Raw genomic sequence first — 26,161 nt, forward strand, 5'->3', positions numbered from 1 at the left:
AAACAAGTTGGCGACCCACCACTCACCTCCAGGAAGGAAGCCCTCCCGTGGTTAGCCTCAGCGTACCTTCACACCTGCCCTGCGGGCCAGACCGAAACTCGCCAGCGTCCAGCCCCGAACCCGACCACGGTTTCGGGAAGCTCCGCGAGGACGCCTGGCACCACTTCCTCCAAGACTCCCAGCCCCTCCACCAGGCCCACTACGAGCAGCGCCTCTCGGTGCGCGAACGGATCGACCTGGCGCTCAAGAGCTTCCTCGGCACCGTTGTCGCCCTGATCAACCGACCCGTCAAGACCCGAAAACACCGACCGGCCACCGGCCGCGCCCCGGTCTACCGAGGCTCCCACCGCATCAACGCACCGATCCGAGGCACGGCCTCGGCTCCGACCCGGTTCATCGACCGAGCACCGATCCCGGCGACACCGCCCAAGCCGGCCCCGACCCCGCCGCTGCCGACCGGCCCCTACACCGGCAACGGCTGGAACCCAGGCGCTGCCGGACTCATCACCCCGGACCGGCAACCCGCACTCCAATTCACCACGCCACCGCCCTCACGCCGTACCAGACCGAGCCCGACCCGGTCCTACATCGCCGCATGGGAGCACGCCTTCGACTCGAACCTCGGCCTCAACCTGGCAGGAGTGGGCGTCTCATGACCGATCTCCACATCTCAGGCATCGCCGAGATCGACGGCCGGTTCCTGCGCTACCAGTCTCTCCCCCACCAGGACCGCCTCCGAATCACCTTCTGCGGCAACCCGCCCTGGCAGCCCCAAGGAGAAGAGGACAACACCATCGCCCTCGGCTCTGTCACCGGACTCGACACCAGCGCTCCGACCCTCCGTATCTCCGCGCCACTGCACGCCGAGTGGGCCCGCGCCAAACGCGAACACATCACCACCGAAGCCGTCCGCATCTGGACTGCGGCCGGGATCATCCGCTCCTCACCGACGTCCACCATCCGCTACTGCGAAGGCTGACTTCGGACCCGCACAACGGTGCCGCGCCTCCGTGACACGGAAAAGGCCAGGTGGGGCCGTTCGGCTTCGTAAAACCGAACGGCCCCACAGAGCTCAGGACTCCGCCAGGCGGTCCTCGATCCTCTGATACAGGCCGGGAAGATACTCGTCTGCAAGAAACTCGGCCATATACGCCGCAGTCATGACGCAATTATCGGTAGAGTTCGGCTCGCAATCGGAGCGGAGCACTTCCTCATCATCGTCGAACCGCATGAGTACTTCAACTATATAGAAATCGCCTTGTGCGACAGCGAGCGCCGATTTGTTTCCCTCGGACTTGGTTGTAGGAGTCTCAAATGCGCCGACCTCGCCCTGAGCCCACGTCCCATCACCACTGACATCGAATGACACATCGGGATCTATATCCACGTCGTGAAAATTATGGATGATAGTCCTGTGCTCTGATGTGTATGCCTCCCACGCCGCAACATTCGAATCATACGGCTTAAGCCACAGCTTGAATCCTCCTATGGGAACCTGCCTCGGCAACTCCAGGTCGTCAATGCATTGGATCAGGCTGCTTCCTTCCGCCCCTGAGTCATTAATTGACCGAACATCATCGATCACATCCGCAAACTGCCCGGAAACAGTCTCATAATCCGCTGTTTCGCAAAGATCATCCCATCCTCTCATCGATTCCGCCTCGGCAGAGAAGTCAACCGACGGAGGAGTAGGCGATGTGCTTTCGGGCGTTGTTGCAGATTCAGACGGATCAATAACCTCAGGATCCCCCTGGTCCCGTTCGGGAATGCACCCGAATGTAATGAGCCCAAGCGTTATAGTCGCCCCTGCCAGCACGTAGCGGATATCGCTCATTATCTTGAACATCTTCGTTTTCATCCGAAATAGTCACATCCCGGCACAAGACCAGGGGTGCCTATCGCACCCTGGTGGTCGCCGAAATTGCTCGCAAGCTGGTCGAGGACCCCTGTCCGCCCGCTTGAAGCATCTTCAGCCGCTGTGGCCGCGCCCGCGACTACGGCATCTACGATTTCGTTCACCTTTTCGAGGTTCGGGATCGTCTCGATCTTCGGGTCGATCGTGATTTCTATGCCCGCGTACCCGGCTATGCCCGCAGCGAGTCCCGCAAGTCCGACAATGAGCGCCGCCGGCCCGGACAACGGGATGAGAGAGACTGCGCCTATCAAGATCCCCCCTCCGGCAATCGCCTTGATCTCGCCGGGTTCGAATTCGGACTCCTTGGTGAGCTCCCCCAACCGATGTGCCGTGGCGAGCACCGATGCGTACAGCGACCACTGCAAGCTGGATTGAATGCCGAGTTCCAGGTCGATAGCGGCATGCAGGTTTGCCGCCATCGAATCGTGCTTACTGATAGCTTCACTGACATATTTTCCAAACTGGTCCCAGTACTCCTGCGCGTCAGCACCTTCCCAGTCCGTTCCAAGGGCCTCGATCTCGTCCAAGTTGCCCTGGTACTGCTCGATCAGGGCGCCGAAGCCCTTGGCGATCTTGGCCTGAAGCTCCGCCTCGTCGGCCAGCGCCGCGAGGTCGATACTCCCGAACGCGTCTTCGAAGGCGCTGTAGAGGCTCGCGATCGCGCTGGCGGAGTCGCGCGCGGAGTCGTTGGCGACCTGCGGGGCCACCGCGTCCGGATACGGGTACATCTTGCCCAGCGAAGCCGCCCACGAATCCACCGCGTACTTCGTCGGTAGGACACATTCGATGCTGTCATCCCAGTAATACAGTTCGCTACGTCCAGGAGTACCGTCCCGTTCGAACTCCTCAAGCGACATGGCGATGTACGCCTTGGAGTCCGGGTAGTGTTCTCCCGCGAGCTCCCGAGTGATCGCCTTCCGGATCGGCCCCTCAAGCTGCTCCAGGAGACTGAAAATCTCGTCCTTGGTCGGCACGGGCTTGATGTCGTACTCGCCCGTGGGCGCGGGCCTGAACTCAGCTTGCGGGGGGTCTGGGGCGATGACATCGACCGCGGTGTCGACCTGTTCCTCGATGTAGTCCACGGTACTGTCCACACCGCCGGAGAACGCATCGACCGCTTCACCGGCCTCGTGCGCGAGCCAGTCTCCGAAACCCATGTCAGTCGTCCTCCCCCGCGCTGTTCGGATTCTCCGTCGGGTTGGGGGTTCGACCGTCCAGATCGTCGTCGTAGGAGCCCGGAGTCTCGTCCATCTCCTCGGGCTTCTCACCTTCGGACATCGGGGTATAGCCGCCCTCGCCCCCATATGCGTCCGACTGGATCTCATCAGCGGCCTGCTCGAAGGCCTGGTTGATCTCATTCTCCACCAGTCTGTCGTCCTCGGCTATCTGGACCAGGGTCGGCCCGAGCCTGCCCAGCGTCTGGGAGGTCTCCTGCGAGGCGTTGTGCTGAAGGCGGTGGTAGTCGAGATAGGTCTCGGACAGCTCCGGTGACAGGTTGCCGTCGAGTCCTTTGCCCGAGGAACTGATCAGGCCCGCCAGATCCGCGTAGGCGCTCGCCAGCGGCGGGACCACCGCTTCGCCGATCCGTTGCGTCTCTTCTGAATCGAAACTCCGGTCACCCATCAGAACCTCCGTGGGGCGGAGGCGTTGAAGGGAAAGCCCTCAGGGGGGAGGGGGGTGAAAAGCGCACTTTCGACCTTTCGATGAGGGTTGTTCTCATATGCGGAGACCACCGTATCGCACTCCTGACGGACAGTGGGGCCACAGGCTTCGGCGGAATGCGAACCGCCCGGCCGCAGTGCGGCCAGGCGGCGCGAGTCGATCAATCGAAATCCCGATCAGGCGGTCGTGTTCTGCTCCGGCCTGGCCGGCTCGAACAGGCCGGTGCCGTTCGGCCCGAACGGCTGCGGCTCCACCGGGGCCGGACCGGTCTCGGAGGATCGGTCCTTCGGACGGCCGAGCCGGTCCAGGCCGAGCGAGATCAGCACGGCGAGCACCAGGGCGCCCACGAACACCGCCGACCCGATGGAGGCGTACAGCTCCTGGTCGTCGGACGGCGCCACAAGGTTCTCCCACAGCAGCAGGCCCGCCCACAGCAGCACCGTCGCCAGCACCGCGCCGAGGACGCCGCCGCGGCGGCCCCACAGGCTCGTCCCGGCCAGCAGCACCGCGATGAACACGAAGGCCTCCAGACCGATCGCCGACTGGCCGGTGAAGGCGTAGACGCCGAAGTTCAGCGACGACTCCTCTTCCCGCACCATCACGTTCAGCATCGACATCAGGAATCCGGCGCCGAACGCCAGCAGCATCGATCCGAGCACGCAGGCCAGGAACGTCCACACCGCCGGGGCGCTTCGCCCCCCGGTGCCGTCGATCATGGACTTCACCGAGCTGAACCGGTCGCGCACGGCCGGGAGCAGGCCCAGCAGTCCGCCGCCGATCGCCAACACCACGGCGCCGGCCACCACGCCGATCTGGAACAGCGACGACTCCCAGACCTCGGGGTTGCCCTCGAGTTCCGGGCCGAGGCGCGGCAGCAGCGGCAGGGTCGCCCAGATCGCCAGCGCGGTCACGATCCCCGCGAACCACGGCGGCGTTCTGATCACCAGCACCAGTAGCGCGAACACCAGCGCCGCCGCGGCGGCGGCCCCCGCCGTCCAGGCCAGGTTCATCCACGGGTCCACCGAGAGCGGCCGCGCGGACGTCACCATGTAAACGGCCGCGGGGACGGCCAGGTTCACGGCGCCGATGCGCAGCGACAGCCCCAGTGCCAGCACCCCGAGCAGGATGGGCACCAATGCCAGCGTGTGCGCGGAGGCCGCGTCCCACAGCGTCGGGAACTCGGTCCCGAATATCGACTCGCGTTCGAGGTAGACGAGGAACACCGCTCCGGCGGCCAGCACCAGCAGGATCGCCTCCCACAGGAACTGGAACGTCAGGCGGTCCCTTGGCGGGCCCGCCTCGCCCCCTCCGGTGTCAATCTCGCCGACCGCCGCGATGAACGGGTCGATCGGCTGGTCGGAGGCCGAGGCGGGCTGGAACGGCGAGGGCGGGCCGGCGACGTCGACGCCGTTGCCCACCGCCGGGAGGGCGGTGGCGTCCAGCTTCTGGGTCTGGTCCAGCGCGGGTTCATCGCGTTCAGGGGGAATGTAGGTCATGATCGATTCCTCTGAGGGATAGAGAGTGTCGGTCGAGAGGGACTACCTGCCGTGGCGGTGTTCGGTGCCGCGCTGGTCGCGGCCGAAGCCGTCGCCGGCTCCGCGCAGGTCGTCGAACACCCCGGACGCGCCGAACGGGTCGTTCCCCTGCTTGGGAATGCCGCTCGTGGTCGCCCAGGGGTCGCCGCCGGATCCGACGTTCGCGAAGTCCTCGTCGTATTCACCGTAGGCCCCGGTGTCCTGGCCCGCGTCGAACGATTCGTCCTCGCGCAGGTCGTCGACCGTGCCGGCCTTGCCGCTCTGCGGCAGCGCCGCGTCCTCGGCGGTGTTCATGGCCTCGACCAGGCGCGTGACCAGGAATCCGGCGATGATGGCGCCGAGCGCCACCCAGCCCGCGTCGAAGCCCCAGCCGCGCGATTCGGCCAGCCACGTCAGCGACAGCAGCAGGGCCGAGGCGAAGACGGTGCCGCAGACGCCGCCGCGGCGGCCCATGAGGCTCGTCCCGCCCAGCAGTGCGGCGCCGATCGCCATGACCGACAGCAGGATCGGGTCGGGCATTGCGGTGGCCCCGGTATCGGTGACGCCGGTCCAGGCGACGACCACGCCGGCCCCGCCGGCCAGCACCGAGGACAGCAGCAGCCCGAAGAACACCAGGCCGCTGCGGCCGTGCCGCTCGCCCGCGGGGGTGTCGCGGATGGGCGCGAGGCGTTCGCGCACACCGGAGAAGGAGCCGATCAGGCCCAGGAAGATGGACAGGCCCGCCGCTCCGGCCAGGGCCATGAGGACCCCGGTGGAGGGCAGTTCGGCGAGCTGGAACGCGGCCGGTTCGCCGGCCGATCCGGCCCACAGCACGATCGCGCCGCCGGCGGCGCCCGCGGCGGCCCAGCCGGGCACCCGCAGCCACGCGCAGAAGGTCGCCAGGACGATGCCGGCGAAGCCGGCGACGCCGAGTCCCATGCCAAGGGCCATGGCGGCCCCCGAGGAGGAGGCGTCGACGAACATCCACGCGGACACCAGCGCGATGGGTCCGACCGCCAGGTTGACGGCGCCGACGCGCAGCGAGATCGACACGGCCGAGGCCAGGAGCACGACGGGGACGAGCGCGGACATGAATCCGGCCCACGATTCCGCGGCGAAGGGCCCGGTGTCGGACTGGGTGACGGCGAACAGGACGCCGCCGCCGAGCAGCAGCAGGCCGATCTCCCAGACCACGTGGACGGCCATGCGGTCGACCGGCGGGTCGGCGGAGAGAGCATCGTGCGACGACGTCGAGTCGTCGTTGCGGCTTGGGGAGTCAAACTTCATGGGCGCACCTCGTAACGCGCGAAATATTGGGGATGTACCGGATGGGGAGGAACCGGGTCGGGTTCAGCGGTCTCGGTTCCGATTCGGTTCGGGGGGTTGGTTCAGGATCGGTTTCGGTCGTCATCGGGCCGGGGGGAGTCGGAGTCCTCCGATGACGGGGGGATGCGGCAGGAGTGCTCGAGCCACAGTCCGGCGGCGGTCAGGGCGGCGCAGGCGATGGTGCCCAGGATCGCGGACGGGAGGTCGCTGGCGGCGGCGGTGAGCCGGTCGGACTGGACGGCGAGCCAGACGGTGAAGCCCAGGTAGGCGCCGAAGAAGGCCGAGCCGGCGATGATGGCGGCCTTGGCCAGGACCGCGAACCGGGCGATCTGGAGCGCGTGCTCGGGCCCGTTCAGCAGCCCGGGTCGGGTGGCGGCGCTGTCGGCCTGGGTCGCCTGAGCCCGCACCTGCCGCTCGCTCGGTTGCAGGGTGCGCTTGGTGTTCCAGGCCATCCACGCCAGCAGGATCGCCAGCGCGAAGATGACCGCCGAGTTGTACCAGGCCAGATCGGGGGCCTGCTGGTAGTAGCGGGCGACGAGCAGCAGCGTCAGGGCGGCACCCGCGAGGGCGGCCACCGCGATGGTCGACGGTGCGGTCGGCCGCAGGGTCGGCCGCGGACCGTGCTTGTCGTCACTCTCCTTCATGATGGCTTCGACCATATCGGGTGCAGGCGGCGCAGCGCGCGCGCGTCCGCGGCCAGGCCTTCGTCGCGTAGCAGCTCCCTTACTCGCCCCCGGCCTGGGAGTTCGGCGTCCGCGTCGATGGCGTGCCAGGGCACCAGGACGAACGCCCGCTGGTGGGCGAGCGGGTGCGGCAGCATCAGGCGGGCGTCCTCGCTGAGGACGGGATCGCCCGCCTCGTCCCACACGGCGACGAGGTCGACGTCGAGGGTGCGGGGGCCCCAGCGCCGCTGCGGGTCGCGAATGCGCCCGGCCTCGGTTTCGAGGCGCTGGGCCAGTTGGAGCCATTCCTCGGGGCCGCGGTCGGGGTCGTCGGCGATCGCGGCGATGTTGTAGTAGGTGGGCTGTTCATCGTCGCCCCACGGTGGGGTCTCGTAGACCTCGGAGACGGCCTCGGGATCGATCTTCTCGATCGCGGAGACCAGGTGGGCCTCGCGGTCGCCGAGGTTGGAACCCAGGCTGAATACGACGCGGCTCATGTGCGGGACCTCTCGATCGTGATCGACACGTCGCTGAACTGCTGGGCGATGGGCGCCTGCGGTTTGTGGACGGTGACCTTGGCGCGGTGGACGCGGGAGTCGGCCAGGCAGGCCTGGGCGAGGCGGTCGGCGAGGGTCTCGATGAGGTTCACCGGTTCCCCGGCGACGATGTCGGCGAGCGTGTCGGCGAGCGTCCCGTAGTCGACGGTGTACTTGAGGTCGTCGGTGGCCGCGGCCTGGGCGGTGTCGGCGGCGAGCGCGACGTCGATGATGAAGTCCTGCCCGGATTCGCGTTCGTGGTCGAACACGCCGTGCCTGCCGTGCACGCGCAGGCCGGACAAGGTGATCAGGTCGGTATCCACGCACCCGACCCTACGTCATTCCTCTTCTTCGTCCAGTTGTTCTTCGGTGCGCACCCGCACCACCAGCCACGTGGCCCCCGCGAGGATGAGGCCGGCGATGAGGATCGGGACGAGCCGCAGATTGTGGTCGAACCACGTTATGAGGCTCATGTACTCGGAGGTGGGGTCGGCCAGGACGACGGCGACGAACACGGCCGCGATGAGCCCGGCGATGGTGAACAGCGCCGAGCGCCACCAGACGCCGAGACCGAAGCGGCGGTCCAGGACCTGCGCGGCGGTGATGATGCGCTTGGCGCGCAGGACCCTGAGCGAGCCGATGACGTAGATGAAGCGCAGCAGCTGGGCGCCGCCGGCGGCGAAGGCGAGGGTGAAGACGGTGAGGACGCAGACGAGGATCATCCACTTGTGCCGCCACAGCCATTCGCGCTTGTGCTCGGCGGCCATGAGGAGGATGACCGCCTCGAACCACAGCACGGCCCCCGATACCCAGCCGATGACCTTGCCCGCCACGGCGAAACCGCCGTCGGTCCACACGGTGAGGAACACCGCGGGGATGGAGATGAGCACCGCGATGATCACCGGAAGGTGCAGCCGGTGCTGGGCGTACCTGGCCAGCGCGGTGAGCCGCCGGGGACTCCAACGGGGGGTAGGGGGCACACATATAAGTTAATGCCGCTCATAAACCACCCGCGCCCAGGCCCCGTTCAGTAGCGTAAGCGTATGCGTACGCTCACCACTTGGACCCGCTCGCAAGCGGGCCGGCTCTCGCCGCAGCGGCGACGCTCCGATCTGGAGCGACTGGGCAGCGAACCGTTCGACGTGCTGATCATCGGCGGCGGGGCGACCGGCACCGGCGCGGCGGTGGACGCGGCGGGCCGGGGACTGCGAACGGCCCTGGTGGAGGCTCGCGACTTCGCGTCGGGAACCTCTTCGCGCTCAAGCAAACTCGTCCACGGCGGACTGCGGTACCTGGAGCAGCTGGAGATCGGACTGGTCCACGAGGCGCTGACCGAACGCGGACTCCTGACCGGACACCTCGCCCCGCACCTGGTGCGCCCGCTCCCGTTCCTGTTGCCGCTCAAGAACACCTGGGAGCGGCTCTACTACGGCGCGGGCGTCGCGACCTACGACGTGCTCGCCTCGGCGCTCGGCTCCGGTCGGGGCATGCCGTGGCACCGGCACCTCGGCAGGGCCGCGACTCAGGCGGCATTCGGGGACCTCTCCCCCGGATTCAGCGGCGCGATCCGCTACTTCGACGCCCAGGTCGACGACGCGCGACTGGTGGTCACGCTGGCACGCACCGCCGCCTCGCTCGGCGCGGCCGTGGTGCCCTCGGCCGAGGCGGTCGGGTTCATTCGCGAGGGCGGGCGCATCGCCGGCGTCGAGATCCTGGACGTCGAGAGCGGCGAACGCCACCGCGTCCGCGCGAAGACGGTGATCTGCGCGGCCGGGGTGTGGAGCGACGAGCTCATGCGGGTCCTGCCCGAACGCACCGGCATGGCCGTGCAGGCCTCGAAGGGCGTGCACCTGGTCCTGCCGCGGGGGGCGATCGACGGCAGCTGCGGGATCATCACCAGGACCAAGTGGAGCGTCCTGTTCATCATCCCGTGGGGCCGCCACTGGATCATCGGCACCACCGACACCGACTGGAAGCTCGACCTCGCCCACCCGGCGGCCTCGGCCGGCGACGTCGCCTACCTCCTGCAGCAGGCCAGCGAGGTGCTCCGCAAACGGCTCGACGTCAGCCAGGTCGAGGGCGTCTACGCCGGGCTGCGGCCGCTATTGCGCGGCGAGACCGAGGAGACCTCCAAGCTCAGCCGCACCCACGCCGTGGTCGAACCCGAGGCGGGCCTGTTCTTCGTCGCCGGCGGCAAGCTCACGACCTACCGCGTCATGGCCAAGGACGCCGTCGACGCGGCCGCGAACCGCATCGGCCCCGACGTCCCCGCCAGCGGCACCCACCTGCTCCCCCTCCTCGGCGCCGACGGCTACGACTCCTACTGGGCGCGCAGGAACATGCTCGCCAAACGCTTCAAAGCCCCGCTCCACCTCGTCGAACACCTCCTGCACCGGTACGGCAACCTCACCCCCGAGCTGCTGCGCCTCGCCGCCGAACAGCCCCAGCTGCGCCGCGCCCTCCCCGGCACCGAGGACTACCTCCGCGCCGAGGTCGTCTTCGCCGCCCGAGCCGAAGGCGCCCTCCACCTGGACGACATCCTCACCCGCCGCCTGCGAATCTCCATCGAGACCGCCGACCGCGGCACCCGCGCCGCCATGGACGCCGCCGGCCTCGCCGGAGAGGTCCTCGGCTGGGACGACGCCCGCCGCGTCCAAGAGGTGGAGGCCTACCTCCGCCGGGTCGACGCCGAACGCCGCTCCCAGCGCCAACCCGACGACGACGCCGCAGAAGCGGCCCGCCTGGCCGCGACCGAACTGCGCAAGATCCAGCCCCTCACCGACGCCCGAACGGCGCGGTGACCTCGGCAAGGCCGTGATCAAAGCCGCGCTGGCCGATCGGCTAGACTCTGCTCTCGACGGATCGCTGTCGTCGCCCCAGTAGCTCAGGGGATAGAGCAACGGTTTCCTAAACCGCAGGTCGCAGGTTCGATTCCTGCCTGGGGCACCATCTTTGACGGCCCGCGAGCGAGTTCCTCGACCGGGGGCCGCGGGGCTTCGCTCCGATCGCTCCGCTCAGGCATCCGTCCCTTTTGCACCGACCGGCTCGGGCCGCGCCAGCGGCAACTGGATCCTCCTCGTCCGGCCCGCCCGGTACAGCGCCGCAGGCCTCCCGCCGTCCCTGGTCGTGGTCTCGCCGGTCGGCTCCAGGAACGCTTCGATGCGGGTGACCTTGCGGTGGAAGTTGCCCGCATCCAGCGGGGTCTGCCACACGATCTCGTACACCCGCCGCAGTTCCGCCACGGTGAACGCCTCCCGGCAGAACGCGGTGGCCGCGTTGGTGCGCTCCAACTGCTGGCGGGCGTGTTCGACGGCGTCGGACAGGATCTGCCAGTGGTCGAACGCCAACTGCTCCCCAAGTGCCTTGTCGACCGGCATCCACTCGGTCGCAGCCGCGTCGCCGCCGGCCTTCTCGCGCGGGGGATCGGGGACCATCGCGACGTACGAGACGCTCACGACCCGGCGGCGCGGATCGCGTTCGGGCCGCGAGTACACCCCGACCCGTTCGAGCCGCCCGCCCTCGGCCCAGGTCCCGGTCTCCTCCAGCAGCTCCCGCTCGGCGGCCTGATGCAGGGTCTCGTCGACCTCTAGGAACCCGCCGGGCAGCGCCAGCCGCCCCTCGAACGGGGCCTTGCCGCGCCGGATCAGCAGGACCTCGAACTCACCGCGCCGGATGGTCAGGATCGCCACATCGACCGCCATCGCCACCGGAACCACCCCGTCACTCACCGAAACCCCCTTATTGATGACTTGACAATAAACCACCTCGCCCTTAAAGTGAAGGCCTGCTTTTTATCAGGCTCACAATAAATGGTCCTGCCTGATGTACCCCATACGTTCACATCCCGTATCCGAACGCACCGAATCACGGACTATCCCATGACCGAACTCCCGACCGCCGCGATCTGCACCCCGCTCGACCTCGAGTACTGGGCGCTGCGCGACCTGCTGCCCCGGCACCGCTTCACCGAGCGCACCGAACGGGGCACCGCCTTCGCGGTCACCGAACTGCAAGGGCGCCATAGCGACTGGCGCCTCGTGCTCACGCTGTCCGGGCGGCGCAACGCCGACACCGCAGTCGCCGCCGAACGCGCCATCGCCACCTGGAGACCCCAGGTCCTACTGCTCGTGGGGATCGCCGGGGGCCTGCGCGGTGTGTCGATCGGCGACGTCATCGCCGCCTCGAGCGTCTACCACTACGAACCGGGCCAGGACACCGACGCCGGGCGGTTCACCCGCGTCGAGACCCTGCGCGCCTCCCACGGCCTCAGCCAGCAGGCCCAGCTCATCAAGGACGAGTGGGCCGGACGGCTCGGCCTCGCCCCGGGCGAGACGCCGCCCCGGGTCTTCCACCGGCCCATCGCCGCCGGGTCCCAAGTGGTCACCGGCTCGAAGTCGGACACCGCGGCGCTCATCGAGACGCACGCCGGAGACGCGCACGGCGTCGAAACCGAGGGCTTCGGCGCGCTCGCCGCCGCCTGGCCCAACGCGGGCGTCGAGGCGATGGTCATCCGCGGCGTCTCCGACCTCCTCGACGACAAGAACCCGGCCGCCGACCAGGAACGGCAGCCCCGGGCCGCCCGCAACGCGGCCGCCTTCGCCCTCGCCCTCGTCGAACGCCTCGACCCGGGCCCCGGCCCCTTCCTCGACCCGCCGGCGCCGGGCAAGCGGGAACCTTCCGGCCCCGCGCAGACCACGATCAACTACATCGGTGCCATCGGCGACGGAGCCGACATCACCGTCGGCGCGATGGGGCCGAACTCCAACGGCCGTGTCGTCGCAGGCCAGTACCGCCAGTCCCCGCCCCGCGCCTCTCGGAACGACCGCGAGCGCATTGAAGGAGACCAGCCATGAAACTCCAGCCGCCCTGGCTCGCCCGCGTCCTCGACGCGGACGGCCGCACCGCCGGCACCGGCATCGCCGTCGATGCCGAGCACGTCCTCACCCGCATCGGCGAGAACCGGCCCCACGGCCCCGTCCGCGTCGAATTCCCGTTCCTGCCGGAGCCGGTCACGATCGAAGCCGAGATCGCCGAACTCCTCGGCGCCGGGCCTCGCCCGGCGGCGCTGCTGCGACTCGCCCAACCCGTTCCCGGCCTGACCGGCCCCTCCGCACCGGCCCCCTTGGGCAGGTCCGGGCACCTTGACGGCCGCGCGGTGCGCCTGCTGGGCTTCACCGCGGGCGAGGCGGCGGACCTCGCGACCGGGGAGGCCGAAGCGGGACCGGCCGACGCGGTGGACCGGATGCGGCTGCGCCCGGCCGGCGTCCGCGACTGGGACGTCGACGCCGGCGCCGTCGGCGGTCCGGTGTGGGACAAGCGAAGCCGCCGAGTCATCGGCCAGATCACCGAGATCGACGACCGCCGCGAACACGCCCTCGCGATCCCCCTCGACCACCTCCCCGGCTTCGACCGGCTCGGCGCGCTCGACGCGGACGCCACCGCGGATCTGGGACCGCACCTCCCCAGGGCTACGGAACTCGGGTCCCCGGTCACCCTGCCTCCGGGCGGCTGGACTCCGGGCGCCCCGCCCGCACATACCTGGCGCCCGACGCGCCGCACGCTCGTCGTGCTGCTCGCGGCCGCCGCCGCGGTGGCGGTGGCCGTGCCGCTGGTCTGGAAGTTCTTCCTCGACCCGTACCGCCAGCGTCCGTTCGATGAGCTGGAGTCCGTCGCGACCGGGATCGATTACGCCGACGACGACCCCGGATTCGAAGAGATATACCTGGCGCAGGACCACGCCCTGTTCGTCTACACCGGATCGGACTCCACGGTCTACCTCCACGGCGTCGACGCCGACAGCGGCGAGTCGATCTGGAGCCGCCCCGCCGAGATCGCCGCGAGCCCCGACTTCGACGACGACTACTACGAAGACGACGAGTCTCGCCCCTATTTCTCGACGGTGGTCTCGGACGGTCTCATCGCCGTCGCCGTCGAAGACCGGTCCGACGACTCCTCCGAATACAAGGACTACGAGGGCTACTCCCCCACCGAGTACGTATGGCATTTCTTCGACTGGGACACGGGTCGCGGGATCGGGACCGTCGACGGCGCCTCGTCCCAGGGGTGGCCGGTCGGGGACCGACTGGTCACCACCGACGCCGCGGATACCACCGTCTCCGTGTACGACAACCGGGGCAGCGAGCTTCAGCAGTGGGCCGCGCCCTCCGACGAAGGGGTCGTGAGTCTCAACCCGGCCCGGACCTGGGACGCCTACCTCGACGCCGACTTCGGCTTCACCGACGGCCGGGTCCTGGTCGCCTCCGAGGACGACCGGGTCGAGCTCTACGAGGTCGGCTCGTCCGAGCCGCTGGCCTCCGGGCAGATTCCCACCGATGACTACCTCCTCTACGAGGACCGGCTGTTCACGCTTGACGGCGGCGCCATCGGCGTCTACGACCTGGACACCCTGGAGTTCGACCACGAGCATGAGCTCGCCGACGCCGCCGTGGACGAGTACGGCTACCTGTACGTCTGCGGCGAGACCCGGATCTGCGTCGACACCTACCCCGACTACGAGGACGGCGTCCCCCACCACCTCACGGTCTACGACTTCGACGACCAAGAGGTCGTCTTCGAACTCGACGACTACGGCGGGGCGGTCCCGGCCGGCCGGCACCTCCTGGTCTGGGACGAGGGAGGCCAGGCGAACACCACCCGCATCTACGACCACGACTTCGATCCCGTGGGCGAGGCGATCGACGGCTTCGCCTATCCCATCGACGGCGGCAGCGCGCTGCTGGGCACCCAGGGCATGAGCGGACCGCTCATCGGCCTCGGCGTCCACGACGGCGAGCAGACGACCCTCACCGACGAGCTGGACGCCGAGAACTGCACCGCCTCCGACAGCCGTCTGGCCTGCTTCCACGGCGACGGCATGTGGATCTACCGCTTCCGTTAGGCGGGAAAGGAACCGAGATGACCGATACGAATCGACCGCCCGCCCGGACGCCGTCCGGGCCCGCGACCGAGCGGCTCAATGCCGCCACCCGCCACCTGTGCGCGGGGGCCCACATCGACGACCGGTTCCGCAACCGGGTGCTCGGCGAGGTCTACGACCGGCCCGAGCTGGCCGTCGCCCCGAACCCCGGCATCGACACCGCGCCGGTGCTTCGGCACATGCTGTTCGCGCGCTCGGCGACCAGCATCGAATACGCCGTGACCGCGGTGCTGTTCATCGTGTGCATCCTCATCGCCGGATCGGGCCGGGGCACCCTGCTGACCGTGCTCCTGGTGTGGGGCGCGGCCACCACCGCCGTGGTGGCGAGCTGGGGCTCGGCCGGCCTGTCCGCTAGGGAGCGGGCCCGCCGCATCCGGAAGCTCGCGGCCGGGGTCGGCGTCCTTGGTGCGGCGGTCGCGGTCCTGGCCTTCTACGAGACCGTCTTCGCCGGCCCGCAGTACGACCAATTCGGGTTCCGGGTCGACTCCGGTGCCGCGAGCGACGAGGGCGTGCCGATCTGGGTGCCGCTGCTCATCCTGCTCACAGTCAACCTCCTGTTCGGACTCGTCAGGGTGGCGCGGATCCTGGCGATCCGGGACGGACGGCCCCCGCCGCAGGAGGAGACCCCGCGGCTGACGGAGATCGCCGCCGCGGCCGACAGCCCGGTCATCAGCTACGCGTCCGGCGCACCCCCGTTCGTCGGATTCGGCGACAACGTCGCCACCTGGCAGATCGCCCTGCTGCTCAAGCCCGGGCCGGACGTGCCCGGGGAGGCGGAGCCCGAATCCGGCTCGTGGGACGACCTCGACGCGGTGACGCTGAACCGGCACCTCAAGACCGAACTCGCCGAGCTCGCGCACGACACCGAGCAGACGGTCCACCTGCCCGGGCTGACGATCCGCGACCAGGTGTTCGTCTCCGGACTCGACGTCACCGGCAAGATCCTGGACATCGCCGAGCTCAGCGGCGCCACCGGCCTCCCGGTCGACTCGGTCGAGGACGTCCAGACGAACCCGGTGCACCCCGCCCGCCACTACCTCCGCTGCCAGGTCGCCTCCTGGGACGGGGAGCTGGTCACCACGGTGTTCGTCCACTCGGCCTTCCAAGGCGGGACGCTGTACCTGGAGTTCTCCAGCTACGTGCTCGCGCCGACCCGATCGGAGTACCACGTCTTCGGGCGGCGCCGTCTCCCGCGCTCGGCCACCCGGTGGTGGGGCGGGCTCCGCGCGGTGGTCCTGATGCCGGCGCTGACCGGCTACAGCGTGCTCGGCTTTGCCGACGCCGCCGCGGGCGCGGCACGGCGCGGGCTGCGACGCCTGGCCTCCGCCAGCGTCGAGCCGGGCGCGCAGGCCAAGGACGACCTGGGCGCGCAGGTGGGCCTCCGCGAACTCGGCGCGTCCACCGCCAAGGACCGCCACGCCCAGTCCCGCGACGCGGTCAAGTACACCGAGATCCTGGAGCGCCAGGCGCTGGAGGCGGTGCTGGTCTTCCTGGAGGAGCACGGGGTCGACGTGGACGAGATGCGCGCCCGCCGGGACACCATCGTCAACCACGGAGTCATCAACTATGGGAACTTGACCGCCGGAGTCATCGGCCGCGGCGCCACCGCAAACATCGGCGCCGTAGGCACCGGCAGCACCGGAACTGTGAAGGGAGCCAAGCAATGAACACGAGCGCGAAAGACGCGCCCCAGCCCGGGGAGGGCGGATTCGTCTTCCACGGCGAAGTCCAGACCGGAGTTATCGGCACGGGGGCCTCGGCGAACGTCGGAGCCATCGGCGAGAACTCCCGCGGCCTGGTCTTCGTCGGGCGCGACGGCGCCGAGGAACGGTTGTTCGCAAAGCTGCTGGCGCTGGTCGACGAGCTGCGCGAGGCCGTCGCCGGCCACCGCGAGGCCCTCGACGACCAGCTCTTCGAGACGGTCGAATCCAACCTGGACGAGCTCGAGGAGTCGATAGAGGAAATGCGGCCCGCCGCCAAGATCCAGATGAAGCTCAGGACGCTGGAGACGCTGCTGCGGCCCTTCGACACCCTGGTCGGGCTGATCACCAAGCTCTGGGAGCTGACGCAGAAGAGCAACACCTGATCCGGGCACGACGGGAAGCCGTGCGGCCCTGGGGGTATCGCACGACCATGAGAACTGGTAAACTTGCCGGTCAAGTCGGGCGCGCGGCCCCACCTCCGCTGCTCGGCCGAATCGGGCTTAGCCCAATGTGAGCTCGGGGAGGCCCCCACCGGCCTCCCCGAGTCTCTTTCCCACCAAACAGAACAAAGTCCTCGGTGCGGTAGTCCCTATCGGAACCGCACGGTATAGATGTCGCCGTCGCGCACCCACGCGAGTTGCAGCGCCGCGAACATGTCGTCCACGATCTCCGCATCCGGCAGGCCGTAGAGCTTGCCGACGCTGCGCCCCCGGTAGTGCCACAGCAGGCCCGATTGGACCTGCCCGGCGTCGGCGGTGTGCTTGCCGCAGGAAGGCGCGCACCGGTACATCGCCTGGCCGCTGCGGTCGTACTCGATCGCCATGACCTGCTGACACATTGAGCTCCGCAACTTCCCTGCGGCGGCAGCCTGTAGCAACGTCTGGGCCTCGAGACGTTCCATCATGCAACCCAACCCCTCTCCGGGTGACGGTCTGGCCGACCGGTTGAACCGGTGCGGCCTTGTTCAACGAAGTACGGAATCCGGTTGTGAGATGTAGGTCGCCAGTACACGAAGACGGTTTCCACCCAAGAGATCCCACCAAGGCCCCTCTGGACGGTCACCGTCGTGGTCACCGAACGCCGTTAGCGACAACGAGTCTTCAACCACGATCGCATGAGATGAGCGATCTGTCTATGTGCATTGTCACATTCATCGTAGCATGCATGCGCACCGGGCAGATGCACGTGCATTTGCGCGCGCAAGCTCGCGTGCAATTACAGAATGTAATGTGCGACACTGTCTTGGACCTTCGTTCGGGAAGTCGGGAAATCCCTGGGCGGCAGCTGATTCGGCAGGACCGGCGCCTCGCCCGGGGAGGACTGCGGCCTCAGACCGTCGGTCACCGGCAAATCGAGATACCGGCCGGACCCCCGGCCACTGGTGGAAGGAATTTCGATGAACAAGGCACGTAACGGAATCCTGACGGGGGAACTCCCCTCGTCGATCGTCTGGCAGAAGGCCGAACGCAGCAACTCTCAGGGAGCCTGCGTCGAGATGGCCGCCCTGCCAGGCGGCGAGGAGATCGCGGTCCGCAACTCGCGCGACCCCGAGGGCCCGGCCCTCATCTACACCGTGGATGAGATCCGTGCACTCGTCGCTGGCGCGCAGGACGGCGACTTCGACAACCTGATCGCCTAGTCCGCATTTCAGCGGTACCGGGGATCACCCGGACCTACGCTCACCCTGGCACGGCAGCCGTTCCGGTTACGCTGTCAGGGTGAGCGTTTCGTTTAGAACCGCCTCCGAGCCGAACGTCGGGAGGTGCGCGGCATGAGCAAGAGGAATGCACCCCCTGCCGGCGGTTCCGCCGGCGGTCCCACAGCGCTGCGCATGATCATGGGCGGCTACCTCAGGCGCCTGCGCGAAGGCGCGAACGTCACCCGCGAAGAGGCGGCGTTCGAGATCCGCGCCTCGGCCTCGAAGATCAGCCGCATGGAGCTGGGGCGAGTCAGCTTCAAACCCCGTGACATCAAGGACCTGCTGGTCATGTACGGCGTCGGGGACGATGCCGAGATCGAGCGGCTGCTGGTCCTCGTCGTGGAGGCCAACGAACCCGGCTGGTGGCACCGTTACGGCGAGGCCCTGCCGGACTGGTTCAGCGCCTACCTGGACCTGGAGGGCGCGGCCTCGGTCATCCGCTCCTACGACGTCCAGTTCATCCCCGGCCTGCTCCAGACCCGGGACTACGCGCGCTCGGTGTTCATGATCGGCTTCGGCACGATCACGCTGCAGGAGATCGACGACCGCGTCAAGGTCCGCTCCGACCGCAAGAAGATCCTCACCAGGGAGAAGAACCCAGCCACCTTGTGGACGGTCATCGACGAGGCCGCCCTGCACCGCCCCATCGGCGGCCGCGAGGTCATGCGGGCGCAGCTCGAAGCCCTCATCGAGGCCTGCGAAATGCGCAATGTGCTCATCCAGATCATCCCGTTCTCCACGGGGCGCCACTCGGGCGCCGGCGGCGCCTTCACCTGGCTGCGCTTCAACGACTCCGAACTGAACGACGTCGTCTACCTGGAGCACCTCACCTCCGGGCTCTACCTCGACCGCGAGGACGAGGTCGACACCTACAAGGCCGCGATGGAGCACCTGTGCGTCCAGGCCCTGCAGCCGAACGAGACGCCGGACTTCATCCGCAAGATCCTGGTCGACCACTACTCTCAGTGACGAACGCTCGCATCGAGGCGGCCCGGGATGCGGCTCCACCATTCGGTGCGACCGAGCCAAAGTCACCCGAAAGAGTGAAGCAAAAGCAGGCGCGCGGCCGAGCCGCGCGCCTGAAACTATTCCGTTGCTTCTATTCCTTGTAGCCGATGGCGCCCATCATGATCCGCAGCGACGGATCCAGGTCCTCGACCGCCGGGACCTCCTTGTCTGGCTCCTCGGGGAACCAGCGCGACACGAAGTCGAGCCCCGGAGGCACCAGCGGCAGGCCGCAGAAGTGCTCCTCGATCTTCTCGGGCTTGCGGACCCAGCCGTTGCCGAGGCTCTCCAGCCCGGCCTTCTCGATCTCCTTCTGGACCGGGTCACCGGTGTCGGCGAAGTCGGTCATGAGCAGGTAGGACCCGCTCGGGCAGGCGTCGAGCAGGGCCTGGACCCACTCGCCGGGCCGCTCGTCGTCGTGGAAGTGCATGAACAGGCCGACGATCATCAGCCCGACGGGGCGGGTGAAGTCGATGGCCTTCAGGACGTCCGGGTGGGTCAGGATGCCCTCGGGGTCGCGCAGGTCGGCGGTGACGATCGTGGTCGACTTGTTGGTCGCCAGCAGGGCGCGGCCGTGGGCCAGCACGATCGGGTCGTTGTCGACGTAGACGACGGTCGCGTCAGGGTTGATCTCCTGGGCCACCTGGTGGGTGTTCCGCATGGTCGGGAGGCCGGCTCCGACATCGAGGAACTGGTCGATCCCCTTGCGGGCCATGTAGGCGACGCCCTTTTCGAGCCCCGCCCGGTTGTCGAGTGCGACTTCGCGCGAGCCGGGCACGAACTTCATGTAGGAGGCGGCACCATCGCGGTCGGCCGCGAAGTTGTCCTTGCCGCCGAGGATCGCGTCGTAGACGCGCGCGATCGTGGGCCTTGAGATGTCGAATTCGGGCTTGTACGGGGGGTCTTCACCGGACACGACGGCTGCTTCTTCGCTCATCGCCACCACCTCTTCGTCGAAGGAACGTTGCCGCTCATCGTACGACGCTGATCACAGTGGCGCCCTTCGGTATCGTGCCATCCAACCACAGAGGGCCCAACGATCCGCAAACGAATCATTGGGCCCACCAAGCACTTTGGGGAACAACTGTGCGATTAAGAGGAACGGTTCGTCGTCGCGGGAGCGGCGCTACTCGCCCTCGTCCTGTCCGGCCGCCTCGGGATTGTCCTCGACCCACTCGGCCATGGTGTCCTCGCGCAGCGCCTCCCAGAGGCTGACCGCCTCGGGGTTGCTCGCCTCGGGGTTCTCCGGGTCGTCCGCGTAGATGACGACCGACTCGCCGCCCTGATCGCCGGTGCCGAGGTTCGGGGTCGTCATGAAGACGATGTCGTCGCTGCGCAGCCCCATCAGCTCGATCGCGGTGCCCACGACGTTGAAATCGGTGTCGACCTTGATCGCGTCCGAGGTGGACTCGATGAAGGCGGTGAGCTTGCCCCGGTCGGTCAGGACCCCGGCGGTGAGCGCGGAGTCCATGATGGCTTTGATGAGGTCCTGCTGGTGCCGCATGCGGGCGAAGTCGCCGTCGGCGTACTGCTTGCGCTGGCGCACGTAGTCCAGCGCCTCCTCGCCGTTGAGGTGGTTCACGCCCTCGGAGAATTCGCGGTACGGCTCGTGGATCGAGGTGACGGTGTCCTGTCCCTCGGGGACCTCCACGTCGATGTCGATGCCGCCGAGGGCGTCGACCACCTCGATCAGGCCGTTGAAGTCGATCTCCACGATGTGGTCGATGCGCACCCCGGTCAGGGCCTCGACGGTCTTGACCGTGGTGTTCACCCCGCCCCAGGCGTACGCCGCGTTGAACTTCGCGTTCGTCCCGGTGTAGTCCGGGTAGTAGGCCGCGTCGGGGTCCTCGGGGATGGGCACGTACAGGTCGCGGGGGATCGAGATCGCGTACGCCTCGGTCCCGCCCTCGTTGACGTGCATGATCATCGCGGTGTCGGAACGGGCGTCCTCCTCGGCATTGCCCTCGCGGTGGTCGGAGCCGAGGATGAGGACGTTCAGCGCCGGGGTGTCCTCCGGGCGGTCCTCGAGATCACCCAGGTCGAACGCGCGATCGAGGTCGGAGTTGGCGTCATTGGCGGTGCTCCACACCGAGAAGCCGCCGCCGGCCGCCGCAACGGAGGCGACCAGGCCGATCGCCGAGCCGATGAGACCGCGGCGGGTCGGGCCGCCACCGGCCGCCGCGGCGACACGGGCGCCGCCGCTGCCGCCGGCAGGGGGTACCGAGGCTGCGCCCCGGTAGTTGGAACCGGAATACGTCATAGCCAAAGCTTACGTGGCCTGTGCACGTACCCCACGTCCCGGAAGGCCCCGGCGGGTCTTGGAAAACTCTCAGGCTGCGGTGAGCTCACTCGCGCCCTGGTCCCGTTTGACCCGTTCCGCGAAGTAGTCGATGGTCGCCTTGAGACCGGCCTCATAGTGGATCTGCGGCTCGTAGCCGAGCAGTTCGCGGGCCAAGGTGAGGTCGGGGCGGCGGCGCTCGGGGTCGTCGGACGGACGGTCGGTGTACTCGATCTTCGAGGACGAGCCGGTGAGCCGGATGACCAGTTCGGCGGTCTCGCGGATCGTCAGCTCGTACTCGGTGCCGAGGTTGATCGGGCCGTACTCCCCCGATTCGAGCAGCATGATCAGGCCGCGCACCAGGTCGTCGACGTAGCACAGGGAGCGGGTCTGGGAGCCGTCGCCGTGGACGGTCAGGGGCTCCCCGGCCAGCGCCTGCGTGATGAAGGTCGGCACGAAGCGCCCGTCGTCGGGGCGGTTGCGCGGGCCGTAGGTGTTGAAGATCCGCACGATCGCCGCGTCCAGGCCCTTGTGGCGGTGGTAGGCGGCCACGGCGGCCTCGGAGAAGCGCTTGGCCTCGTCGTAGCAGGAGCGGATCCCGATGGGGTTCACGTTGCCCCAGTAGGACTCCGGCTGCGGGTGGACCAGCGGGTCGCCGTAGACCTCGGAGGTGGAGGCCATGAGGAAGCGGGCGCCGTCGGCGAGTGCGCGGTCGAGCGCGTGCAGGGTGCCGACGGAGTCGACCCGCAGGATCTCGACCGGGAGGGTCGCGAAGTCGACCGGGCTGGCCGGGCAGGCGAAGTGGAGGACCGCGTCGAAGGGGGCGTCGCCGACGGGGAGTCCCTCGGTGACGTCGGCCTCGACGAGTGTCAGGTTGGGGTGTTCTGTCAGGTTCTCGCGGGAGCCCGTGGAGAAGTTGTCAACGGCCGTGACGTCGCAGCCGCGTTCCAGGAACGCGTCTACGAGGTGGGAGCCAACGAGGCCCGCGCCGCCCGTAACGAGAATCCGGCTGCCAGTTCCGTACGTAGTAGTCATTAAGTCCCCAGATTATCAGGGTTCGCCTGGCGTTTACCTGAGCGTTGCCTGTGTTTTTCCTCAGTACGCGCCTTTTCGGCGCAACACTACAGCGACGGTGCGGAACAGGATCTGAAGGTCGGTCGTCAATGACCAGTTGTCGACGTAGTAGAGGTCCAGGCGGACGGCGTCGTCCCAGGAGAGGTCGGAGCGGCCGGAGACCTGCCAGAGGCCGGTGATGCCGGGTCGCACGAGCAGGCGGCGGCGGACGTCGCCGAGGAAGTCGCCGTTCTCGGCGGGGAGCGGGCGGGGCCCGACGAGGCTCATCTCACCCCGGACGACGTTGATGAGTTGGGCGAACTCGTCGATGGAGGTGCGGCGGAGGAATTTGCCGACGCGGGTGATGCGGGGGTCGTCCTTCATCTTGAACAGCAGTCCGTCGGTCTCGTTGTGCATCATGAGCGCGGCCTGGCGTTCTTCGGCGTCGATGTACATGGTGCGGAACTTCCAGCAGCGGAAGGTCTCGCCGTCGCGGCCGACGCGGGCCTGGCGGAAGAACACGGGGCCGGGGCTGTCGACCCTGATGGCGATGGCCACGGCCAGCAGCAGCGGGGAGAGCACGACGAGACCGAGCACCGAGGAGGTGATGTCGAGGATGTTCTTGATGAGCCAGCCGATGCCGGAGATCTTGGGCTCTTCGACGTGGAGGAGGGGGAGTCCTTCGACGGGCCGGATGTGGACGCGGGGGCCGGCGATGTCGGTGAGCTGGGGGGCGACGACCAGGTCGCGGCCGGTGCCTTCGAGCTGCCAGGCGAGGCGGCGCAGGTCGGCGGAGGCGGCGGAGGCGGAGCCGCAGACGGCGAGGGTGTCGGCTTCGAGCTGTTCGGCGCAGGTGACGACGTCGGTGCCGGCGAAGACGGGCACGGGGGTGTCGAGGTTGCGGACGGAGGAGGCGCCCTCCGTGACGTAGATGCCGACGGGGACGAGTCCGGCGGCGGGGGCGCGGCGGACGGTCCGGTAGACCTCCAGGGCCTCGGGGTAGGCGCCGATGAGGAGGACCCGCTGGACGCCGCGTCCGGCCTGGCGCATCTTGTGCAGGCCGATGCGGGCGGCGAAGCGCAGGCTCATGATGAGGACGGCGGCCGCGAGCAGGAGGAGGGCGACGGTGGCACGCAAGACGTCGGCCTTGAATGTCAGGGCGAGGAAGGAGACGAGCGCGAGCATGAACATGGAGGCCCGGATGACGCGCTTGAACTCCTCGTTGCCGAGGCCGAAGTAGCGGCGGTCATAGGCGCCGGTCCCCCAGAGGGTGAGGAGCCACGCGGTCGGCAGGAGCAGCCACACCGTGAGGTAGTAGAAGCTCATCTGGTCGGTCGAGTGGAACCCGGCGTAGGGGGTGGGGGTGAGGTTGACAGCGATGACCGAGGCCATCAGGGCCGCGAACAGGTCGACGCCGACGACGGCCGCCTGGTAGTAGCGGTGCCAGTTGGAGGCGCGCACGAGGCGGCGCCACGCCGAGCGGGTGACGCCGTTGGTGACGAGCTTGGGGTCGCCGCCTTCGCGAGTGCCGGTCACGTAGGTCCCCGTCCGTTCGAACTCCCCGGCTGGGTACTGCGGAACACCTCCACGTCCGTGGAGATCCTTTGCTGGGCGTTCCAGGCTCGTAGCCACTGCACATCCCTGCGGTCGTCAGCTTACGGTGGAGGTGAGCGTCTGCGGGGGCGGATCGAAGCGTCATAGCTTCCGATCCGGGCCGGGCGGCCCGCCGACACGATACCCGACAACCTACACCTATTCCCAGGCTGAGGTATCTTCGGCCGAGCTGAAAGCCGTGCGCGCCACCCGGAGACCTAGTGAGGGAAAACCTGTGAAGATCGTCATCGACCGCAAGCGGTATGCGGCCCTTTGCGGCACCTCTGAGGTGGATCGCGCATGAAGATCGTCATAGCGCACAACCGGTATTCGTCGGCGCAGCCTTCGGGCGAGAACACAATCGTCGATTACGAGATCGACGCCTTGCGACAGGCGGGCATCAAGGTGGTGCCGTTCCTGCGTTCGTCCGACGAGATCGCTTCCCTCGCACCGCATCAGAAGGCGGCACTGGTGACGTCGCCGATCCATGCCGGGCGGACCCAGCGGGAGCTCGCGGCCGTGCTGGAAAGGGAGAAGCCGGACCTGCTGCATCTGCACAATCCCTATCCGCTGCTGTCGCCTTCGGTGGTTCGGACCGCGCATTCGCACGGGGTGAAAGTGGTGCAGACCATCCACAATTACCGGCACGACTGCGTCAATGGGCTGTACTTCAGGGACGGTCACGACTGCCACGACTGCCACGGGAAGCGGTGGAACGGACCGGGAGTCCTGCACGCCTGCTACCGGGGCTCGCGCCCGCAGAGCGCCATCATGGCCGTGGCGCTGGGCACGCACCAGGGCACGTGGAAGACGGTGGACCGCTTCGTGGCGCTGACCGATGCGATGGCCGGGTACCTGCGCTCCATCGGCATCGCGGACGAGCGGATCCGCGTCAAACCGAACGCGGTGGCAGACCCCGGCCCGGTGCCGCTGGGCGAGGGCTTCCTGTTCGGGGCCAGGCTGGTTCCGGAGAAGGGCGTCGAGCTGCTGCTGGACGCTTGGAAGCTCGCGGACCTGCCGGGCCAGAAGCTGCGGATCGCCGGGGACGGCCCGCTTCGATCCCTTGTGGAGGAAGCGGCGGCATCGGATGAGAGCGTCGAATACCTGGGCCAGCTCGGCCCGGTCGAGCGGGACGCGGCGGTGGCCGCCTCGGCGGCCGTGGTCATCCCCTCGATCTGGCAGGACATCCTGCCGACCACGGGCCTGGAGGCCCTGGCCAGCGGCCGGGCGGTGGTGGTGACGAAGATGGGCGGCGCGCCGTTCATCGCCGGAGTCGAGACCGATGCGCCGGCGGGCCTGGCGACCGACCCGACCCCCGCAGCCCTCGCGCACGGCCTGGAGACGGTGGCGATGGACCCGTCCTATGCCGCGAACGCCCGGGCCCGTTACGAATCGACCTTCGCGCCCGAGGTGACCCTGCGGCGGCTCATCGAGATCTACGAGGAACTGCTCGCGTCCTGATGAGATCAAAATCCTATAGGATATATCCTATGGGAATCAGCGGAGCGTGATGCGCGCGGCGGCGACGATGCTGGCGAGCAGGAACAGGGCGTTCACCGCACCGAAGAACAGCATTACGAAGGCCATCGACTCAGGCCACAGCAGCGCCAGCGCGATGACGATGATGATGAATCCGTAGTCGCGCACCAGTTTGATGAGCCGCACGATGAGGCCGGTGCTGGTGACGAGGGAAGAGCCGGAGTCCTCTTTGGCCATGACGGCGGTGACCAGGTTGGTCATCCACAGTGCCGCGAAGGCCGCGCCGCACCAGGCCGGGATCTCGGGCGTGTAGGCGGCCTGGACCGCGACGACGACGGCGACGACCGAAGCCTGAATGGCTACGTCGCAGAGGATGTCGACGCGCGCGCCGGCGTCGGAGCCGGTCTTGGTGACTCGGGCGAGCTGTCCGTCCGCGCAGTCGAGCATGTAGGCGACCTGCCACAGAATCAGGGCCGCGAGCGCCACCGGCCACCACGCAGCGCCGTCCTGTGCGAACGGAATGTAAGCGATGACACCGGCCGAGGCGACGAGCCCGAGGAGCAGGTTCAGCAGCGTCAGATGGGTCGGCTTGAGGCCCGATCGCCATGCGAGGTAGGCGAATCGCGCACCGCCGCGCTGATCGATCAGCGTGATCAGACCGCCTCCGCGGTGGGCGGCGAGGAAGTCGGCGGGGCTCGGATTCGGGCTCGATTCGGTCACGCGCCGATCCTATTACGACCTGTTGACCTCCTCCCCGCTGTGGGCGGGGATTCCCGGCTTGCGGTTCGCTTGCGCGTTC

26 protein-coding genes and 1 tRNA gene are annotated in these 26,161 nt (G+C 68.3%); 11 read left to right on the top strand and 16 right to left on the bottom strand.

Annotated features, from left to right (window positions below):
- Positions 1-47 precede the first annotated feature (47 nt).
- Both FAB82_RS24480 and FAB82_RS24485 read left to right on the top strand, forming a co-directional pair.
- Positions 48-656, top strand: coding sequence for a hypothetical protein (locus tag FAB82_RS24480; protein ID WP_136537190.1), 609 nt, complete (start codon positions 48-50; stop codon positions 654-656).
- Positions 653-979, top strand: a complete 327-nt coding sequence (locus tag FAB82_RS24485) for a hypothetical protein (protein ID WP_136537191.1) — start codon at positions 653-655, stop codon at positions 977-979. The genes FAB82_RS24480 and FAB82_RS24485 overlap by 4 nt, the downstream gene beginning before the upstream one ends.
- Positions 980-1,072: 93 nt before the next feature.
- On the opposite strand, the gene FAB82_RS24490 is transcribed toward FAB82_RS24485, so the two are convergent.
- From FAB82_RS24490 to FAB82_RS24530, 9 genes are all read right to left on the bottom strand, one after another.
- Positions 1,073-1,858: a hypothetical protein gene (locus tag FAB82_RS24490; protein ID WP_136537192.1), complete on the bottom strand. Its 786-nt coding sequence runs from the start codon at positions 1,856-1,858 to the stop codon at positions 1,073-1,075.
- Entirely contained in the window at positions 1,855-3,072 is a 1,218-nt protein-coding gene (locus FAB82_RS24495) for a hypothetical protein (RefSeq protein WP_136537193.1), read from the bottom strand. The genes FAB82_RS24490 and FAB82_RS24495 overlap by 4 nt, the downstream gene beginning before the upstream one ends.
- Position 3,073: 1 nt before the next feature.
- Positions 3,074-3,538 (bottom strand): hypothetical protein, encoded by a 465-nt coding sequence (locus FAB82_RS24500; protein ID WP_136537194.1) that lies wholly within the window; start codon positions 3,536-3,538, stop codon positions 3,074-3,076.
- Between the two features lie 215 nt (positions 3,539-3,753).
- Positions 3,754-5,073: a hypothetical protein gene (locus FAB82_RS24505; protein ID WP_136537195.1), complete on the bottom strand. Its 1,320-nt coding sequence runs from the start codon at positions 5,071-5,073 to the stop codon at positions 3,754-3,756.
- 42 nt (positions 5,074-5,115) lie between these two features.
- Positions 5,116-6,378, bottom strand: coding sequence for a hypothetical protein (locus FAB82_RS27310; RefSeq protein WP_168801755.1), 1,263 nt, complete (start codon positions 6,376-6,378; stop codon positions 5,116-5,118).
- Between the two features lie 101 nt (positions 6,379-6,479).
- Positions 6,480-7,061 (bottom strand): DUF3180 domain-containing protein, encoded by a 582-nt coding sequence (locus tag FAB82_RS24515; protein ID WP_168801756.1) that lies wholly within the window; start codon positions 7,059-7,061, stop codon positions 6,480-6,482.
- Positions 7,058-7,576 carry a 2-amino-4-hydroxy-6-hydroxymethyldihydropteridine diphosphokinase gene (folK, locus tag FAB82_RS24520; RefSeq protein ID WP_136537197.1) on the bottom strand — a complete coding sequence of 173 codons (519 nt, stop codon included), beginning with the start codon at positions 7,574-7,576 and terminating at the stop codon, positions 7,058-7,060. The genes FAB82_RS24515 and folK overlap by 4 nt, the downstream gene beginning before the upstream one ends.
- On the bottom strand, positions 7,573-7,938 hold the full coding sequence (folB, locus tag FAB82_RS24525; RefSeq protein ID WP_136537198.1) for a dihydroneopterin aldolase: 366 nt from the start codon (positions 7,936-7,938) through the stop codon (positions 7,573-7,575). Before folB ends, folK begins: the two co-directional genes overlap by 4 nt.
- Before the next feature lie 15 nt (positions 7,939-7,953).
- Complete coding sequence (locus tag FAB82_RS24530; RefSeq protein ID WP_136537199.1) at positions 7,954-8,595, bottom strand: hypothetical protein; 642 nt, start codon at positions 8,593-8,595, stop codon at positions 7,954-7,956.
- 63 nt (positions 8,596-8,658) lie between these two features.
- Between FAB82_RS24530 and FAB82_RS24535 the strand changes: the two genes are divergently transcribed.
- Complete coding sequence (locus tag FAB82_RS24535) at positions 8,659-10,416, top strand: glycerol-3-phosphate dehydrogenase/oxidase (protein WP_136537200.1); 1,758 nt, start codon at positions 8,659-8,661, stop codon at positions 10,414-10,416.
- Positions 10,417-10,488: 72 nt separating this feature from the next.
- Positions 10,489-10,564 (top strand) — tRNA-Arg (locus FAB82_RS24540).
- A 65-nt stretch (positions 10,565-10,629) separates the two neighbouring features.
- On the opposite strand, the gene FAB82_RS24545 is transcribed toward FAB82_RS24540, so the two are convergent.
- Positions 10,630-11,316: an NUDIX hydrolase gene (locus FAB82_RS24545; protein WP_136537215.1), complete on the bottom strand. Its 687-nt coding sequence runs from the start codon at positions 11,314-11,316 to the stop codon at positions 10,630-10,632.
- A 177-nt stretch (positions 11,317-11,493) separates the two neighbouring features.
- On the opposite strand from FAB82_RS24545, the gene FAB82_RS24550 reads away from it, so the two are divergent.
- From FAB82_RS24550 to FAB82_RS24565, 4 genes are read left to right on the top strand one after another with little or no spacing between them, the layout of a single operon-like run.
- On the top strand, positions 11,494-12,468 hold the full coding sequence (locus tag FAB82_RS24550) for a 5'-methylthioadenosine/S-adenosylhomocysteine nucleosidase family protein (RefSeq protein WP_168801757.1): 975 nt from the start codon (positions 11,494-11,496) through the stop codon (positions 12,466-12,468).
- Positions 12,465-14,513 (top strand): trypsin-like serine peptidase, encoded by a 2,049-nt coding sequence (locus FAB82_RS24555; RefSeq protein ID WP_136537202.1) that lies wholly within the window; start codon positions 12,465-12,467, stop codon positions 14,511-14,513. The genes FAB82_RS24550 and FAB82_RS24555 overlap by 4 nt, the downstream gene beginning before the upstream one ends.
- Before the next feature lie 17 nt (positions 14,514-14,530).
- Complete coding sequence (locus FAB82_RS24560; RefSeq protein WP_136537203.1) at positions 14,531-16,219, top strand: hypothetical protein; 1,689 nt, start codon at positions 14,531-14,533, stop codon at positions 16,217-16,219.
- Positions 16,216-16,638 (top strand): hypothetical protein, encoded by a 423-nt coding sequence (locus tag FAB82_RS24565; protein WP_136537204.1) that lies wholly within the window; start codon positions 16,216-16,218, stop codon positions 16,636-16,638. The genes FAB82_RS24560 and FAB82_RS24565 overlap by 4 nt, the downstream gene beginning before the upstream one ends.
- 206 nt (positions 16,639-16,844) lie before the next feature.
- Here the strand turns inward: FAB82_RS24565 and FAB82_RS24570 are convergent, their stop codons facing one another.
- Positions 16,845-17,159 (bottom strand): hypothetical protein, encoded by a 315-nt coding sequence (locus FAB82_RS24570; protein WP_136537205.1) that lies wholly within the window; start codon positions 17,157-17,159, stop codon positions 16,845-16,847.
- 492 nt (positions 17,160-17,651) lie between these two features.
- Between FAB82_RS24570 and FAB82_RS24575 the strand changes: the two genes are divergently transcribed.
- Positions 17,652-17,894, top strand: coding sequence for a DUF397 domain-containing protein (locus tag FAB82_RS24575; protein ID WP_136537206.1), 243 nt, complete (start codon positions 17,652-17,654; stop codon positions 17,892-17,894).
- Positions 17,895-18,026: 132 nt separating this feature from the next.
- Positions 18,027-18,923 (top strand): helix-turn-helix domain-containing protein, encoded by an 897-nt coding sequence (locus tag FAB82_RS24580; protein WP_136537207.1) that lies wholly within the window; start codon positions 18,027-18,029, stop codon positions 18,921-18,923.
- 130 nt (positions 18,924-19,053) lie between these two features.
- Here the strand turns inward: FAB82_RS24580 and FAB82_RS24585 are convergent, their stop codons facing one another.
- From FAB82_RS24585 to FAB82_RS24600, 4 genes are all read right to left on the bottom strand, one after another.
- On the bottom strand, positions 19,054-19,896 hold the full coding sequence (locus tag FAB82_RS24585; protein WP_136537208.1) for an SAM-dependent methyltransferase: 843 nt from the start codon (positions 19,894-19,896) through the stop codon (positions 19,054-19,056).
- A 189-nt stretch (positions 19,897-20,085) separates the two neighbouring features.
- On the bottom strand, positions 20,086-21,219 hold the full coding sequence (locus FAB82_RS24590; RefSeq protein ID WP_136537209.1) for an LCP family protein: 1,134 nt from the start codon (positions 21,217-21,219) through the stop codon (positions 20,086-20,088).
- A gap of 69 nt (positions 21,220-21,288) precedes the next feature.
- The gene (locus FAB82_RS24595; protein ID WP_136537210.1) at positions 21,289-22,272 is read right to left on the bottom strand and encodes a UDP-glucuronic acid decarboxylase family protein; all 984 of its coding nucleotides are present in this window, start codon (positions 22,270-22,272) and stop codon (positions 21,289-21,291) included.
- Between the two features lie 60 nt (positions 22,273-22,332).
- Complete coding sequence (locus FAB82_RS24600) at positions 22,333-23,826, bottom strand: sugar transferase (protein ID WP_136537211.1); 1,494 nt, start codon at positions 23,824-23,826, stop codon at positions 22,333-22,335.
- A gap of 357 nt (positions 23,827-24,183) precedes the next feature.
- Between FAB82_RS24600 and FAB82_RS24605 the strand changes: the two genes are divergently transcribed.
- Positions 24,184-25,344, top strand: coding sequence for a glycosyltransferase family 4 protein (locus tag FAB82_RS24605; RefSeq protein ID WP_136537212.1), 1,161 nt, complete (start codon positions 24,184-24,186; stop codon positions 25,342-25,344).
- A 36-nt stretch (positions 25,345-25,380) separates the two neighbouring features.
- Here the strand turns inward: FAB82_RS24605 and FAB82_RS24610 are convergent, their stop codons facing one another.
- On the bottom strand, positions 25,381-26,082 hold the full coding sequence (locus tag FAB82_RS24610) for a CDP-alcohol phosphatidyltransferase family protein (protein WP_136537213.1): 702 nt from the start codon (positions 26,080-26,082) through the stop codon (positions 25,381-25,383).
- Between the last annotated feature and the right edge of the window lie 79 nt (positions 26,083-26,161).

This window comes from Glycomyces buryatensis (genome assembly GCF_004912275.1).
Taxonomy (GTDB): domain Bacteria; phylum Actinomycetota; class Actinomycetes; order Mycobacteriales; family Micromonosporaceae; genus Glycomyces; species Glycomyces buryatensis.

Excerpts from the sequence above, each read along its gene's own strand:
- FAB82_RS24585 (WP_136537208.1), bottom strand. The coding sequence starts at position 19,896 with ATGAGCGAAGAAGCAGCCGTCGTGTCCGGTGAAGACCCCCCGTACAAG.
- FAB82_RS24590 (WP_136537209.1), bottom strand. The coding sequence starts at position 21,219 with ATGACGTATTCCGGTTCCAACTACCGGGGCGCAGCCTCGGTACCCCCT.
- FAB82_RS24555 (WP_136537202.1), top strand. The coding sequence starts at position 12,465 with ATGAAACTCCAGCCGCCCTGGCTCGCCCGCGTCCTCGACGCGGACGGC.
- FAB82_RS24495 (WP_136537193.1), bottom strand. The coding sequence starts at position 3,072 with ATGGGTTTCGGAGACTGGCTCGCGCACGAGGCCGGTGAAGCGGTCGAT.
- FAB82_RS24570 (WP_136537205.1), bottom strand. The coding sequence starts at position 17,159 with ATGATGGAACGTCTCGAGGCCCAGACGTTGCTACAGGCTGCCGCCGCA.
- FAB82_RS24535 (WP_136537200.1), top strand. The coding sequence starts at position 8,659 with ATGCGTACGCTCACCACTTGGACCCGCTCGCAAGCGGGCCGGCTCTCG.
- FAB82_RS24545 (WP_136537215.1), bottom strand. The coding sequence starts at position 11,316 with ATGGCGGTCGATGTGGCGATCCTGACCATCCGGCGCGGTGAGTTCGAG.
- FAB82_RS24485 (WP_136537191.1), top strand. The coding sequence starts at position 653 with ATGACCGATCTCCACATCTCAGGCATCGCCGAGATCGACGGCCGGTTC.
- FAB82_RS24505 (WP_136537195.1), bottom strand. The coding sequence starts at position 5,073 with ATGACCTACATTCCCCCTGAACGCGATGAACCCGCGCTGGACCAGACC.
- FAB82_RS24565 (WP_136537204.1), top strand. The coding sequence starts at position 16,216 with ATGAACACGAGCGCGAAAGACGCGCCCCAGCCCGGGGAGGGCGGATTC.
- FAB82_RS24580 (WP_136537207.1), top strand. The coding sequence starts at position 18,027 with ATGAGCAAGAGGAATGCACCCCCTGCCGGCGGTTCCGCCGGCGGTCCC.
- folK (WP_136537197.1), bottom strand. The coding sequence starts at position 7,576 with ATGAGCCGCGTCGTATTCAGCCTGGGTTCCAACCTCGGCGACCGCGAG.
- FAB82_RS24595 (WP_136537210.1), bottom strand. The coding sequence starts at position 22,272 with ATGACTACTACGTACGGAACTGGCAGCCGGATTCTCGTTACGGGCGGC.
- FAB82_RS24515 (WP_168801756.1), bottom strand. The coding sequence starts at position 7,061 with ATGAAGGAGAGTGACGACAAGCACGGTCCGCGGCCGACCCTGCGGCCG.
- FAB82_RS24605 (WP_136537212.1), top strand. The coding sequence starts at position 24,184 with ATGAAGATCGTCATAGCGCACAACCGGTATTCGTCGGCGCAGCCTTCG.
- FAB82_RS24575 (WP_136537206.1), top strand. The coding sequence starts at position 17,652 with ATGAACAAGGCACGTAACGGAATCCTGACGGGGGAACTCCCCTCGTCG.
- FAB82_RS27310 (WP_168801755.1), bottom strand. The coding sequence starts at position 6,378 with ATGAAGTTTGACTCCCCAAGCCGCAACGACGACTCGACGTCGTCGCAC.
- FAB82_RS24500 (WP_136537194.1), bottom strand. The coding sequence starts at position 3,538 with ATGGGTGACCGGAGTTTCGATTCAGAAGAGACGCAACGGATCGGCGAA.
- FAB82_RS24550 (WP_168801757.1), top strand. The coding sequence starts at position 11,494 with ATGACCGAACTCCCGACCGCCGCGATCTGCACCCCGCTCGACCTCGAG.
- FAB82_RS24490 (WP_136537192.1), bottom strand. The coding sequence starts at position 1,858 with ATGAAAACGAAGATGTTCAAGATAATGAGCGATATCCGCTACGTGCTG.
- FAB82_RS24560 (WP_136537203.1), top strand. The coding sequence starts at position 14,531 with ATGACCGATACGAATCGACCGCCCGCCCGGACGCCGTCCGGGCCCGCG.